At 72.0% G+C, this 11,832-nt stretch carries 12 protein-coding genes; 2 read left to right on the forward strand and 10 right to left on the reverse strand.

Translation table 11 applies throughout. The annotated features are described in order from the left end of the window. Window positions 1-40: 40 nt before the first annotated feature. Together ACLJPY_RS09475 and ACLJPY_RS09480 are read right to left on the reverse strand one after the other, a co-directional pair. Window positions 41-904, reverse strand: coding sequence for a helix-turn-helix domain-containing protein (locus ACLJPY_RS09475; protein ID WP_410587658.1), 864 nt, complete (start codon window positions 902-904; stop codon window positions 41-43). Between the two features lie 21 nt (window positions 905-925). After that, window positions 926-2,323, reverse strand: coding sequence for a class II fumarate hydratase (locus ACLJPY_RS09480; RefSeq protein WP_410587659.1), 1,398 nt, complete (start codon window positions 2,321-2,323; stop codon window positions 926-928). A gap of 122 nt (window positions 2,324-2,445) precedes the next feature. On the opposite strand from ACLJPY_RS09480, the gene ACLJPY_RS09485 reads away from it, so the two are divergent. Further along, window positions 2,446-3,435 carry an NAD(P)/FAD-dependent oxidoreductase gene (locus tag ACLJPY_RS09485; protein ID WP_410587660.1) on the forward strand — a complete coding sequence of 330 codons (990 nt, stop codon included), beginning with the start codon at window positions 2,446-2,448 and terminating at the stop codon, window positions 3,433-3,435. A gap of 1 nt (window position 3,436) precedes the next feature. On the opposite strand, the gene ACLJPY_RS09490 is transcribed toward ACLJPY_RS09485, so the two are convergent. The 6 genes from ACLJPY_RS09490 to ACLJPY_RS09515 form a co-directional block, all read right to left on the reverse strand. After that, the gene (locus tag ACLJPY_RS09490; protein ID WP_410587661.1) at window positions 3,437-4,189 is read right to left on the reverse strand and encodes a S1 family peptidase; all 753 of its coding nucleotides are present in this window, start codon (window positions 4,187-4,189) and stop codon (window positions 3,437-3,439) included. Window positions 4,190-4,197: 8 nt separating this feature from the next. Further along, window positions 4,198-5,250, reverse strand: a complete 1,053-nt coding sequence (gene glpX / locus ACLJPY_RS09495; RefSeq protein WP_410587662.1) for a class II fructose-bisphosphatase — start codon at window positions 5,248-5,250, stop codon at window positions 4,198-4,200. An 82-nt stretch (window positions 5,251-5,332) separates the two neighbouring features. Continuing rightward, window positions 5,333-5,569: an exodeoxyribonuclease VII small subunit gene (locus ACLJPY_RS09500; protein ID WP_410587663.1), complete on the reverse strand. Its 237-nt coding sequence runs from the start codon at window positions 5,567-5,569 to the stop codon at window positions 5,333-5,335. Further along, window positions 5,566-5,964, reverse strand: coding sequence for a hypothetical protein (locus ACLJPY_RS09505; RefSeq protein WP_410587664.1), 399 nt, complete (start codon window positions 5,962-5,964; stop codon window positions 5,566-5,568). Before ACLJPY_RS09505 ends, ACLJPY_RS09500 begins: the two co-directional genes overlap by 4 nt. After that, window positions 5,961-7,208 carry an exodeoxyribonuclease VII large subunit gene (gene xseA / locus ACLJPY_RS09510; protein WP_410587665.1) on the reverse strand — a complete coding sequence of 416 codons (1,248 nt, stop codon included), beginning with the start codon at window positions 7,206-7,208 and terminating at the stop codon, window positions 5,961-5,963. Before xseA ends, ACLJPY_RS09505 begins: the two co-directional genes overlap by 4 nt. Beyond that, a complete protein-coding gene (locus tag ACLJPY_RS09515; protein ID WP_410587666.1) occupies window positions 7,205-7,951 on the reverse strand; it encodes a lipid droplet-associated protein in 747 nt (248 codons plus the stop codon). The genes xseA and ACLJPY_RS09515 overlap by 4 nt, the downstream gene beginning before the upstream one ends. 143 nt (window positions 7,952-8,094) lie before the next feature. On the opposite strand from ACLJPY_RS09515, the gene ACLJPY_RS09520 reads away from it, so the two are divergent. Beyond that, a complete protein-coding gene (locus tag ACLJPY_RS09520; RefSeq protein ID WP_410587667.1) occupies window positions 8,095-9,090 on the forward strand; it encodes a 4-hydroxy-3-methylbut-2-enyl diphosphate reductase in 996 nt (331 codons plus the stop codon). Window positions 9,091-9,216: 126 nt separating this feature from the next. Here the strand turns inward: ACLJPY_RS09520 and ACLJPY_RS09525 are convergent, their stop codons facing one another. Both ACLJPY_RS09525 and ACLJPY_RS09530 read right to left on the reverse strand, forming a co-directional pair. Then, window positions 9,217-10,119 (reverse strand): DUF6542 domain-containing protein, encoded by a 903-nt coding sequence (locus ACLJPY_RS09525; RefSeq protein WP_410587668.1) that lies wholly within the window; start codon window positions 10,117-10,119, stop codon window positions 9,217-9,219. A 655-nt stretch (window positions 10,120-10,774) separates the two neighbouring features. Beyond that, window positions 10,775-11,689, reverse strand: coding sequence for a DNA recombination protein RmuC (locus ACLJPY_RS09530; protein ID WP_410587669.1), 915 nt, complete (start codon window positions 11,687-11,689; stop codon window positions 10,775-10,777). Window positions 11,690-11,832: the final 143 nt, after the last annotated feature.

Consider the following 11,832-nt stretch of genomic DNA (forward strand, 5'->3'; position numbering starts at 1 on the left):
CTGCCCCCGTACTCCCCAGGCGGACGAGCCTAGGCAGCGCTCAACCGGCGTGGGGGTGCGGCGACCGAGTGTTCACCGGTCGTTCATCGGCGGCGATCCAGCTGGCCAGCAGGCCGAGCGCCCGTTCGCTCTCCGACCCCGGTTCGGCGTGGTAGACCACCAGTCCCTGGTCCGGGTCGTCGGGCAGCCGCAGCGTCTCGTACCGCAGCCGCAGCTCGCCGACGACCGGGTTCCGCAGCACCTTCCACCCCTGCGCCTTCTCCCGCACCGCGTGCTCGGCCCACAGCGCGCGGAATTCGGCACTGCCCCGCGAAAGCTCGTCGACCAGCCGGGCGAACTCCGGGTCGCCGGGGTGCTTGCCGCCCTCGGTCCGCAGGTTCGCGACGACCTCGCGGGACACCGCGTCCCACTCCGGGTACAGCTCCTTCCCGCGGTCGCCGAGGAAGGACAGCTTCGCGATGTTGCGCTCTTCGAGCTCGGCGAAGGCGAACGCCACCGCGCCGCCGAGCGCGTTCCAGGCCAGCACGTCCAGGTAGCGGCCGAAGACGAACGCCGGTGCCTGGATGGCGTCCAGCAGCTGCTGCAGTTCGGGCCGGACCCGCCGCGGCGCGGGCTTCTCGCGGCGCTTCGGGGCGGCGAGGTTGTGCAGGTAGGACTCCTCGCCGGGGTCGAGCCGCAGCGCGCGGGCCAGCGCGTCGAGGATCGCGTCGGAGACGTTCTTCGCGCGGCCCTGCTCCAGCCGCGTGTAGTAGTCGACGCTGATGCCGGCCAGCTGCGCCAGTTCCTCGCGCCGCAGGCCCTTGACCCGCCGGTGGCTGATCCCGGGCGGCAGGCCGAGGTCGGCGGGGTCGAGGGCGGCGCGGCGCGCCTTCAGGAAGGCGCCCAGTTCGGCTGCGTCACTCATGCTGCCAGTATCCGCGCCGGGTCACCGGCCGCCGCGGGCCATGCGCAGCACGTCGAGGGCCTCGTCGAGCTGCTCCTCGGTGAGCTTCCCGTCGCGGACGTACCCGCGCTCGATGACGACCTCCCGGATCGTCTTCAGCTCCTTCAACGCCTGCTTCGCGACCGCGGCCGCTTCTTCGTAGCCGATGTACTTGTTCAACGGCGTCACGATCGACGGCGAACCTTCGGCGTAGGTGCGCGTGCGGTCGGTGTGCACCGTGATGCCCGCGAACACCTTGTCCGCCAGCAGCCGCGCGACGGCCGCGAGCAGCCGCGCCGATTCGAGGACGTTCCGGGCGATCACCGGCAGGTTGACGTTCAGCTGGAAGTTGCCCGCCGCGCCGGCGAACGCGACCGCCGCGTCGTTGCCGATCACCTGGGCGACCACCTGCAGCGTCGCCTCCGGGATCACCGGGTTCACCTTGCCCGGCATGATCGACGAACCCGGCTGCAGGTCCGGCAGGGCGAGCTCGGCCAGGCCGGTGCGCGGCCCGGAACCCAGCCAGCGCAGGTCGTTGGCGATCTTGTTGAGCGACACCGCGACCGTGCGCAGGTGCCCGGACGTCTCGACGACGCTGTCCTGCGTCGCCTGCGCCTCGAAGTGGTCGCGCGCTTCGGTCAGCGGCAGCCCGGTCACCGTGGCGAGTTCCGCCGCGACCGCCGAGCCGAAGCCCTCCGGCGCGTTCAGGCCGGACCCGACGGCCGTGCCGCCGATCGGCAGCTCGCCCAGCCGCGGCAGGCCCGACTTGAGCCGTTCGACGCCGAAGCGGATCTGGGACGCCCACGCGCCCGCCTCCTGGCCGAGGGTGATCGGCACGGCGTCCATCAGGTGCGTGCGGCCCGACTTCACGACGTCCGCCCACTCCGCCGCGCGGACTTCGATCGCGCCGGCGAGGTACTCCAGCGCCGGGATGACGTCCTTGGTGACGGCCTCGGTCGCGGCCACGTGGATGGTCGTCGGGAAGGTGTCGTTGGACGACTGCGACGCGTTGACGTGGTCGTTCGGGTGGACGTCCCGGCCGAGCGCGCGGGACGCCAGGGTGGCGATGACCTCGTTGGCGTTCATGTTCGACGACGTCCCGGACCCGGTCTGGAAGACGTCGATCGGGAAGTGCGCGTCGTGCGTGCCTTCGGCGACCTCGTCGGCGGCGGCCGCGATGGCGTCCGCGACGTCGGCGTCGAGCACGCCCAGCCGGCGGTTCACCCGCGCGGCGGCCGCCTTGAGCAGGCCGAGCGCGCGGATCTGGGCGCGCTCCAGGCCCCGGCCGGAAATGGGGAAGTTCTCCACGGCCCGCTGGGTCTGCGCGCGGTAGAGCGCGTCGGCAGGCACGCGGACCTCGCCCATCGTGTCGTGTTCGATCCGGTATTCCTGATCAGCCATGACACCGATTCTGGCCCTGTTCGCGCGGGACCGCGTGGTGGCGTCGCCCACCCTCGGCGTCCCGCGACGCTAGGATCGGCTGTGTTCTCGATCACTGCCATCCACCACTGGCTGGAGCGAGCATGACTGACGTTGCTGGGGACCCGTACGACCTCGTCATCATCGGCGCCGGGCCGACAGGCCTGTTCGCCGCCTACTACGCCGGGTTCCGCGGCCTTTCGATGGCGGTGGTCGACTCGCTGCCCGAGCCCGGCGGCCAGGTCACCGCGATGTACCCGGAGAAGATGATCTACGACGTCGGCGGGTTCGCCGAGGTCCGCGGCCGCGACCTCGTCGAGGGCCTGGTGAAGCAGGCCGCGCCGTTCAAGCCGAAGTACCTGCTGGGGCGCAAGGCCGAGAAGCTGGAGACGGCGGGCGACGGCGTCGAGCTGACCCTCGACGGCGGCGAAACGCTGCGCGCCCGTGCCGTGCTGATCACCGCGGGCATCGGCGAGTTCACCCCGCGCCCGCTGCCCGCCGGCGACGGCTGGCTCGGCCGCGGCATGGTCCACTTCGTCCCGTCGCTGGCCGCCCACGCGGGGCAGCACGTCGTGGTCGTCGGCGGCGGCGACTCGGCGTTCGACTGGATCCTCGCGCTGCACCCGGTCGCGGCGAGCGTGACGCTGGTGCACCGGCGCGCGAAGTTCCGCGCCGCCGAGTCGATCGTCCGGCAGGCGCGCGAGCTCGGCACCCGGATCGTCACCGACGCCGAGGTCACGCGGTTCGTCGAAGCGCCGGACGGCACGCTCGAAGCCGTCGACGTCTCGGTCAAGGGCACGGGTGAGGAGCGGCTCCCGGCCAACGCCGTCGTCGCGGCGCTGGGGTTCACCGCCGACCTGGGCCCGATCGAGAGCTGGGGCCTGGAGATCTCCCACCGCGCCATCGCCGTCGACTCCACGATGGCGACCGCGCGCGAGCGCGTCTACGCCGCGGGCGACGTCGCCGCGTACCCGGGGAAGGTGAAGCTGATCGCGACCGGCTTCGGCGAGGCCGCGACGGCGGTCAACAACATCGCCGTCGCGCTCGACCCGGAGGCCCACCTCTTCCCGGGCCACTCCAGCAACGCCGAATAGGTCACGCCTTCGTCTTCTCCGCGATCCATGGCGCATAGGCGACGACGGAGGTGTAGATCGACGGCGCCGTCGCGCACTGCGGATCGTTGTTGCCCGGCCGGCTGGTGACGCCGACGAGCAGCCAGCGGTCGCCGTCGCGCACGATTTCCGGGCCGCCGGAGTCGCCGAAGCACGCGCCGGCCTTGCCGCCCGGGTTGTCGGTGCACAGCTCGGCGGTGCCGTCGAACGCCGCCGTGCACTTGCTGCCTTCGACGATGTGCGTGTCGAGCTGCTGCAGCGCCGTGGGGATCTCGCCGCAGTTCACCTTCGGGCACGTCTGGCCCCAGCCGAGGATGCGGGTGGCCGTGCCCGGCGACGCGGCCGTCGCGAGCCCGATCGGCGCCGCCGAGGCGGGCTTGGGCAGCCGCAGCAGCGCGATGTCCCCGGCCGGGCTCTGCGTGTTGAACGCCGGGTTGACGACGATTTCGGCGGGTTGCGCGACCTCGCCGCCCTGGCCCGAGTCGTTCGACCCCGCCCGCAGCGAGATGTCGGCCGGTGTCTTGCCGTACGCGCAGTGCGCGGCCGTGACGACCCAGGTCGGCGTGATCAGCGCGGCCGCGCAGAAGAGCCTCCCGGACGCGGAGTGCAGCGACACCGTGAACGGGTACGGCTGGTCCGCGGCGACGCCCCCGACGATGCCGGGAGCGGCCGCGGCCGCGCCGGGGACCAGGACGGCGAGGATCACGGCCAGCAGGGCCGGCAGGCGCCGGGTCACGGAACTCCTTACGGCAGCGGGGGCACGACGTCGTCGTCGGGCGCGTCCAGGTGGCCGTCGAAGTTGACCGAGGAGTACGCCCGCAGCTTGTTCAGCCGGTGGTAGCCGTCGATCATTCTGACGGTCCCGGACTTGGACCGCATCACGATGGACTGCGTCGTCGCGCCGCCCTCGCGGTAGTGGACGCCGCGCAGCAGGTCGCCGTCGGTGACGCCGGTGGCGCAGAAGAACACGTTGTCGCCGCGCACGAGGTCGTCGTTGAGCAGGACCCGGTCGAGGTCGTGCCCGGCGGCGAGGGCCTTCTCGCGCTCGGCGTCGTCCTTCGGCCACAGCCGGCCCTGCAGCTCGCCGCCGAGGCACTTCATCGCGCAGGCCGCGATGATGCCCTCGGGCGTGCCGCCGATGCCGATCAGCATGTCGACGCCGGTGGTCGGGCGGGCCGCGGCGATCGCGCCCGCCACGTCGCCGTCGGAGATGAACCGGATCCGCGCGCCGGCGTCCCGGATCTCCTTGATGATCTTCTCGTGCCGGGGGCGGTCCAGGACGCACACGGTGACGTCGCTGACGCTGCTGTGCTTGGCCTTGGCGACCCGGCGGATGTTCTCCGCGATCGGCGCGCCGAGCTCCACCTTGCCCGCCGCGTCCGGCCCGACGGCCAGCTTCTCCATGTAGAACACCGCGGACGGGTCGAACATCGCGCCGCGCTCGGCGACCGCGAGCACCGCGAGGGCGTTCGGCATGCCCTTGGCCATCAGCGTGGTGCCGTCGACCGGGTCGACCGCGACGTCGCAGTCCGGCCCGTCGCCGTTGCCCACCTCTTCGCCGTTGAACAGCATCGGGGCTTCGTCCTTCTCGCCCTCGCCGATCACCACGACCCCGCGCATCGACACCGTCGAGACGAGCTGGCGCATCGCGTCGACGGCCGCGCCGTCCCCGCCGATCTTGTCGCCGCGCCCGACCCAGCGGCCGGCGGCCATGGCGGCGGCTTCGGTGACCCGGACCAGCTCCATCGCGAGGTTGCGGTCGGGCGCTTCACGACGACTCTCTGCGGCGGACATCATTGCCTCCCGGATCGTGGAACTGGCGGGAAGACAGTCTGTCAGATCGCTGTCCGGTTTCCCGGTGCCGAGAGCATGGCAAACGTCACTGACCGTCGGCGGTTTCGTCCTCCGAAGACTCCACGGAGGCCAGAGCGGCCTCGATGCGCTCGCGGGCTCCTTCGAGATGGCGCTCACAGACCTTCGCGAGCTTCTCGCCCTTCTCCCACAACGCGAGCGACTGCTCGAGGGAAAGACCGCCGGCTTCGAGCTCGCGGACGACCTCGACGAGGCGGTCGCGAGCCTGCTCGTAGCCGAGTTCCTCGCTGGTTGTCTCACTCACGCTCGGTGTTCTCCGACCTTCCGGGCTGGCACGCTGTTCGCGCACACTACCGCGCTGGCCATGGCGTGGTCGTACCCGACGAACGCCAGGGCGAACTCCTGGCCGTCACCGTCCGCGATCGCCTCTTCGAGGTTCTCCTGGGCGCCGGCGACGCGCTTGCGGTGCCCGGCTCCCTCGGCGAACCACCAGCGCGAGCCGACCTGCATCGACGTCGCCTCCGACAGCCGGCGCAGCTGCGGGCCCAGGTCGCGGCGGGCGGCGGTGCCGCAGCCGGCCAGCAGGGCCGTCCAGCACTCGGCGGCGGCCCGGTCGGTGCGCACCGCCTGGTCCAGCAGCGGACGCGCGCCCAGCTTCCGGGCCGCGTCCACGGTGAGCGGGAGGAACGTCACCTTCACTCCTGCTCTCCTTCCGCCACCGCCTTGATCGCGCCGTCGCCCACGCGCACGCGCAGCCGGGCACCGGTCTCGACATCGGAGACGGAGCGGAGTACCTGGAGGTTGCCTTCGGCGTCGACGAACTGCACGACCGCGTACCCGCGGGCCAGCGTCGCGGCCGGTCCGAGCGCGGTGAGCCGGGCGCGGGAGTTCGCGATCTCGGCCTGGTCCTTGGCGAGCAGGCTCAGCATGGCGCGGCGGGCGCGTTCGCGGTGGACGTCGACGTCGTCCTGCCGCCGCTGGACCGGGCCCAGCGGGTCGGCCAGCGACGGGCGGCTGCGGATCTGGTTGAGCAGCCGCGCCTGCGTGTCGACCCAGCCGTGCAGGGCGCGGCGCCCGCGGTCGCGCATCTGGCGGACCCGCTCGGTCTCCTCGCGGAGGTCGGGCACGATCCGCTTGCCGGCGTCGGTCGGCGTCGAACAGCGCAGGTCGGCGACGTAGTCGAGCAGGGGTGTGTCCGGTTCGTGCCCGATGGCGCTGACCACCGGCGTGCCCGCGGCCGACACCGCGCGGCAGAGCGCTTCGTCCGAGAACGGCAGCAGGTCCTCGACGCTGCCGCCACCGCGGGCGATGACGATCACGTCGATCTCCGGGTCGGCGTCGAAGATCCGCAGCGCGCGCATGACCTGCGGCACCGCCTGCGAGCCCTGCACGGCCGTGTTGAGCACCTTGATCCGGACGTGCGGCCACCGCCCCTGCGCGTTGGCCAGGACGTCCCGCTCCGCCGCCGACGCGCGGCCGGTGATCAGCCCGACACCCTTCGGCAGGAACGGGATCGGCCGCTTGCGCTGCGCCGAGAAGAGGCCTTCGGCGGTCAGGAGCTTCTTGAGCCGTTCGATCCGGGCCAGCAGCTCACCGACGCCGACCGCGCGGATCTGGTCGGCGCGCAGGCTGATCGTGCCGCGGCCGAAGAAGTACGACGGCTTCGCGTGCACGACCACGCTCGCGCCCTCCCGCAGCGGCGGCTCCATTTCGCGGATCAGCCAGTTCGGGCAGGTGACGGACATCGAGACGTCCGCCGACGGGTCACGCAGGGTCAGGAACGCCGTCTGCGTGTTCGGGCGCGAGCTGACCTGCGTGACCTGGCCTTCGACCCAGACCGTGCCGAGCCGGTGGATCCAGTCGCCGATCTTGCGCGCGACGGTCCGGACCGGCCACGGCGATTCCGCGGTGCTCGCGGGAGCCGCGGCGGACTCGGTGCTCACCGGCCGTCCGCACCGTCTTCCGTGTCGCTTTCCGGGCTGTCGTCCTCGCCCTGGTCCGACTTGCGGGCGTTCGCGATCCGGCGGGACAGCATGCCGGTGAACGACGAGCGGTCGGCGTGGGCGCGTTCGTACTCGAGGATGGTCTCGAGCTGCTCGATCGAGAACTGGCGCAGCCGGGCCCGCAGCTGCGGGAGGGTGAGCTGGTCGTAGCCGGTCAATCCGGCCGGGCCCTCGTACCCCGCGGCGCTGGTCCTCGGCGTCTCGCTCTTGGTCTTCTTGTCGATCTTGGGTGTGCCGGGCTTCGGCGTCTTCGGTGGCTCGTCCTCGCTGTCGTTCTCGCCGTCGGCGTGGTCCTCGGCGAGCGCGCGTTCTTCGTCGGCCCACGGATCGCCGAGCTCGGCCTCGAGTTCGGCCGCCGACGGGACGCGACCGTTGATCTCCGAGCGCGGTTCGGGCACTTCGGCGACCGGGCTGCGGTCCGGGCGGGCCGGCGGCACGTCGGCGTCCTCGTCGAACGTCGCCCAGCTGGGGGTGTCCTCGACCGGGCGAAGGCTCGACAGGGCGCTGTCGCCCTTGATCGCCAGCTCGGTGACGTGCTGCTGCACGCGCATGGAGGCCTGCAGCACCTGGCTGACCACGGTGACCGGGAGCCCGGCCAGCTGCCGGGGAAGTTCGCGAACCCGCTCGGCGGTGGAGACGGCGAGGCCCGCGGCGACCCGGAGGGGGAGCGGGAATGGCTTCATGGGTCCCAGCCTGCCGCATGACCGGACGTTCTGCCCAACCGGAAGGGTGCAGCGCGTGACCGGCGGCACAGCCCGACGGGGGGACGAAGCTCACCCGAAAGGGACTTCGAGTTCGTCTCGAGGCTGCCCGTACCCTGGGTGGCATGAGTGCAGCGAGTCCCGGAATCGAGCCCGCGGGTACCCCCACGATCACCGGAACCGCTTCCGGCAAGCGGGTGCTGCTCGCCAAACCCCGTGGTTACTGCGCGGGTGTCGACCGCGCGGTGATCGCCGTCGAGAAGGCCCTCGAGGTCTACGGCGCCCCGGTGTACGTCCGCAAGGAGATCGTGCACAACAAGCACGTCGTGGAAACGCTGCGTGAGCGCGGCGCGATCTTCGTCGACGAGACGTCCGAGGTGCCCGAAGGCGCGCTGGTGGTGTTCTCCGCCCACGGCGTCTCGCCGATGGTGCACGCGGAGGCGGCCGAGCGGAACCTGCGCACGATCGACGCGACCTGCCCCCTGGTGACGAAGGTGCACAAGGAGGTCAACCGGTTCGCCAACGACGACTACGACATCCTCCTGATCGGCCACGAAGGCCACGAAGAGGTCGAGGGCACCGCCGGCGAGGCTCCGGACAAGGTCCAGCTCGTCGACAAGGCCGAGGACGTCGGCAAGGTCGAGGTGCGCGACCCGTCGAAGGTGATCTGGCTCTCCCAGACGACGCTGTCGGTCGACGAGACGATGGAGCGCGTCGACCAGCTCCGCGAGCGCTTCCCGAACCTGCTGGACCCGCCGAGCGACGACATCTGTTACGCGACCACGAACCGCCAGGTGGCGGTCAAGGCGATGGCCGCCGAGTGCGACCTGGTGCTGGTGGTCGGCTCGACGAACTCGTCCAACTCGAAGCGCCTGGTCGAGGTGGCCCTGAAGGCCGGCGCCCGCGCGTCGTACCTGGTGGACTTCGCGCACGAGGTCGACGAGGCGTGGCTGTCCGGCGTGACGACGGTCGGGGTGACTTCGGGCGCATCGGTCCCGGACGTCCTGGTGATGGAACTCCTGGACTGGCTGGCCGAGCGCGGCTACGCCGACGTCAACGAGGTCACCACGGCCAACGAGAAGATCTCGTTCGCGCCGCCGAAGGAACTCCGCAAGGTCTGAGACCGTGATGCCCCTCTGATCACGCGTGATGCCCCTCTGATCACGCGTGATGCCGGTCTGGTCACGCGTGATGCCTTTCGGCGCACGAAAACGGCGGTCACCTCGGGTGAGGTGACCGCCGGTTCGTCAGCGTTCTTCTTCGTCCCAGGGACGTTTTTGCCGGGGCTGAGCGCTCCGGCCGCCGGACGGGCGGCGAGGCGGCGGGGTGTCCCGGCCGTCCTCGGGCGGGCGCGGACGGCGTCGCGGAGCGTCACCGCGCGGCTCGCGCCGGCGTGGGTCACCCTCTTCCGGACGCGGCGTGCGACGGTTGGCCGGCGGCGGCTTGCGCGTGCCGCGGGTACCCGGGTCGCGTTCGGCGGGAGCGCGGGGCGTGCGGCGTTCGCCGTCGGCGGGGGGACGCGGCCGCCGCGGCGGTTCGCCGTCCCGTTTCGGCCGGGCGCCCGACGGGAGCGGGGTCTGGCCGGTCCGGTTCGAACCGGCGGGCCGCGGACGCCCCCCGGCCGCCGCGCGCTGCGACGGCTTTTCGTCGTCTTCGTCCGGCCGACTGGCTTTTTTGATCTTCTTCGGGGCGTCCGGGTCGCGTTCGCGGAAGATCCGGACGAAGCCGATCAGCAGGGTGATGCCGGTGGTGATGGCCATCGTGGGGAAGGCGTTGATCAGCGGGGTGCCGATGTTCAGCGCCTTCGACAGCATGTCGTCGCCCTGCGAGCCGGACGTCAGCAGGATGACGCCGGGCACGGTCACGGCCAGCACGAGCGGCGGCATCACCATGGGCCCGAACAGGCCGCGCCGCTTCACCGCGCAGACCGCGATGACGGCCCCGGCGATGTAGCAGACGGTGAAGATCAGCGGAAGGCTGCCCTGACTGGGCTTGCCGAGGACGGCGCCGACGATCGCCAGGCCGAGGCCGACGAGGACCGCGGCCCACCAGGGCAGTCCACGCCTCGAACCGACGACAGGACGCTCGTCCCACGCAACGGGGACGTCGTCGGCATCTGGATCGCTCTGGCGATCGCGAATCGCGGTCACAGGGCAACACCGTATCTCGTGGTTGTGAAGATCTTGCCAGCACCGCCGCCGACGTGGGCCGACAGCCACCCGCGGGCACGAACCGGTGGCGCGCGGTAACGCCCCCGGACGAGCCGGCGGCCCGTAGAGCCAAGAGTCCTCCGCGAGCGGCGCGCACGCCAACCCGCCGCATCACGGCACCGCGGATCTCCACCACGCGCGCTCGCCGCAAGGGTTCAACAGCGATCAGGCGCGCGGCTTCAGACTGACGATCACCGCAGGTCAAACGTGCGCTCGACTCGCCACCGACCCCGCAGGTACGCAACCCGCGCACCCAGGTACGCAACCCGCCCGCCCAGGTACGCCGCCTGACCGTCCAGGTACGCGGCTCGACCGTCCAGGTACGCGGCCCGACCGCCAGGTGTGTGGCCCGACTGTCTAGGTGCGCGAGCCGACCGTCCAGGTACGCGGCCCGACCGTCTGGGTACGCCGCCCGACCGTCCAGGTACGCGAGCCGACCGTCTGGGTCCGCGGCCCGACCGTCTGGGTCCGCGGCCCGACCGCCGAGGTACGCGGTCCGACCGCCAAGGTACGCGAGCCGCTGGTTTCACACCCCTGCCCCGTCGCGGACCCGGCCGAACTCGCCCCGCCCTCGGGACCTTAACCCGACCGACCCTCAACTAGCCGCCAGCTCATCCCCCTTCCGCACCGACGGCAACGCCGCCGGGCTTCCCGACGCCTCCGTCAGCGGGGCCACCGTCGCCCGGAACGTCTCCAACGCCTCCAGCTCCCGGCGTCGCGCCGACAGGAACCGCTGCAAGTGCGTGCTCGACAGGTTCAGCGCCTCCACCGCGCCGCCCGCTGCCCGGTGTGCTGCCGCTGCTCCCGTGCGGACCTGCTCCACGTCCGCCTCCAGCGTCCGGTCGCTCGCCGCGAACAACGCCGCCGAGGCCAGTACCCCGAAGCCCGTCGGGCCGCACAGGAACACCCGGCGGTCGATCAGCCAGCGCAGCAGCTCCGGGTCCGTGTCCAGCGCCGCGACCACCGCCGCGTCCGAGGGGACGAACATGATCGTTCCGTAGATCGCGTCCGCCCAGCGCTGGTAGCCCTTGCCCGCCAGCTCCGCCGCCCGGGACCGGATCTGCCGCACGTGCGCGCGCAACGCGTCCAGCCGCTCGTCCGGGTCGTCCGTCTCCACCGCTTCGGACCACGTCGCCATGCTCGCCTTCGCGTCGACCGGGACCGTGCGGTCGCCGCCCACCCGCAGCACCATGTCCGGCTTCGCCGAGCCGCCGCCCCCCAGGTCCGTCTGCAGCGTGAAGTGGAGGTCTTCGCGCAGCCCCAGCGCCCGCGCCGTCTCGACCAGGACCTGCTCGCCCAGCTCGCCGCGCCCGCTGATCGAGGCGAACGCCACCTCGTAGCGCCGCAGCGCGAGCTGCTGCTGGTCCGCCTTGGCCCGCTCGGCCGCCACCAGCCGGGCCGCCGCGTCCGCCCGGCGCATCCCGTCCTGGTACAGCCGCCACAGCAGCGCGACGGCGAACAGCAGCAGGACCGCCAGCACGATCGCCGCCGTGGTCAGCACTGTCGCCACTTCATCCCCTCCCGCCGAACACCGAACCCCGGACTCCGAGCTCGCAGACATCATGGCGGACCGCACCGACAAAAAACGCACCCGATCCGTCGCTCTGGGTAGCTGACCTGCGAACACTTCGATTCCACGCAGGGCGTGTCCGA

Source organism: Amycolatopsis sp. lyj-23, assembly GCF_046549135.1.
Taxonomy (GTDB): Bacteria; Actinomycetota; Actinomycetes; order Mycobacteriales; family Pseudonocardiaceae; genus Amycolatopsis.